This window comes from Kosmotoga sp. DU53 (assembly GCF_001639905.1).
GTDB lineage: Bacteria > Thermotogota > Thermotogae > Petrotogales > Kosmotogaceae > Kosmotoga > Kosmotoga olearia.
In genome coordinates this window covers 1-1,218 of sequence record NZ_JGCK01000080.1, presented here as the reverse complement: position 1 = coordinate 1,218, position 1,218 = coordinate 1, and the positions used below count along the sequence as shown (strand labels likewise).

Genomic DNA, 1,218 nt, shown 5'->3' with positions numbered 1-1,218 from the left:
GGAATATTTATTACCAAACACAAACTGTAGCGTAGACTTATCAAAAGCGAGGATTTTGCTTCTTGAAGAGGGGAGACATATAGAGCCGGATATTCCCATAAACCTGAGCCTTGAGGAAAAGATTAAATGGATAATAGGAGAAGCTGATCCCATGCTTGACGAAGCTCTGCGAATTGTCGAAAGGGTATCAGAAGAGCAAAGAAGTATGGAGGTGAAGTAAATATGAATCATTACATAAACAGTGAGATTGAATACTATACTACATCACTTTTAGGTAAGACTTTTGTGTAATATATAGTCCCTTAAATCAAATGTTTTGGAGGAGAGCAAAAAAAGAAAAGGGGGAGACTGAATATGGATTACAGAATTATTCCACTGAACGAACCGGGTAAGCCTAAAACTCTTAGCTGTCCCGTTACCGAGACTCTGTTCGATTGTGGACCTGAAAAGGATGCACCATGTCCTGAGTGCATGATAGAACAAGCGGATTCTCCTCTTTGTGAGCTTCCGCTTCCGTGAAAAGAATATTTCTCCCTAAATGTATTTAGATTACAAGTGGGCACTTTAAGTACTATTTACAACTAAAATTCAGTTTATAAGCTCTCCTCCTATTTTCATCAATGACAAAAAGGAGGAATTAAAAAGTGAATAAAATAATTTGCATACTCATAGGAATTCTTTTGATTGCTTCCACTTTCACAATAGCAGAACAGCTTTTTACTCCCGAGCAATTGAGAGAGGATTTAGATTTTCTCGTCTCCAAAATCGTTGAAGAGTTTTACAATCCCTGGCTCAAGGTAGATGAAGATGTATTCTGGAATCTTGTGGCAGAGAAAAGGGCTCAATTAGACCACGATATGACCTGGTCGGAATTCTACATGATAGCTGCTCCGTTGGTAGCCATTCTTCATGATCAACATTCCATGTTATGCCCTCCAACGGATGCCGAGATCAAGGTTTTCCCCTTCAGATTGCGCAGGGTAAACGGGTATGCCGTGGTAGTTAATTCAATCTGTAAACTGCCAGTTGGTGCCATTGTGACAAAGATCAACGGTATTCCAATTGAGAATATTATTGAAGAGCTGCAAGTGTATGGATCTTCTGAAACTCTTGAAAGCAGCTTAAACTGGCGGGTTAATTACTTCATCCAGGCACTACCAGAATGGTGGGGAATCGAGGAATTCGAGATCACCTATCTTCGCAGAGATGGGAAAAAAM

1 protein-coding gene and 2 pseudogenes are annotated in these 1,218 nt (G+C 39.9%); all 3 read left to right on the top strand.

The genetic code is table 11. The features are described 5' to 3' along the window. Positions 1–220 (top strand): annotated as a pseudogene (locus DU53_RS12215) (peptidase S41); the annotation flags it as partial. Between the two features lie 134 nt (positions 221–354). Next, entirely contained in the window at positions 355–519 is a 165-nt protein-coding gene (locus tag DU53_RS12585) for a hypothetical protein (protein WP_015868149.1), read from the top strand. A 125-nt stretch (positions 520–644) separates the two neighbouring features. Continuing rightward, a pseudogene (locus tag DU53_RS11520) lies at positions 645–1,218 on the top strand (peptidase S41); the annotation flags it as partial.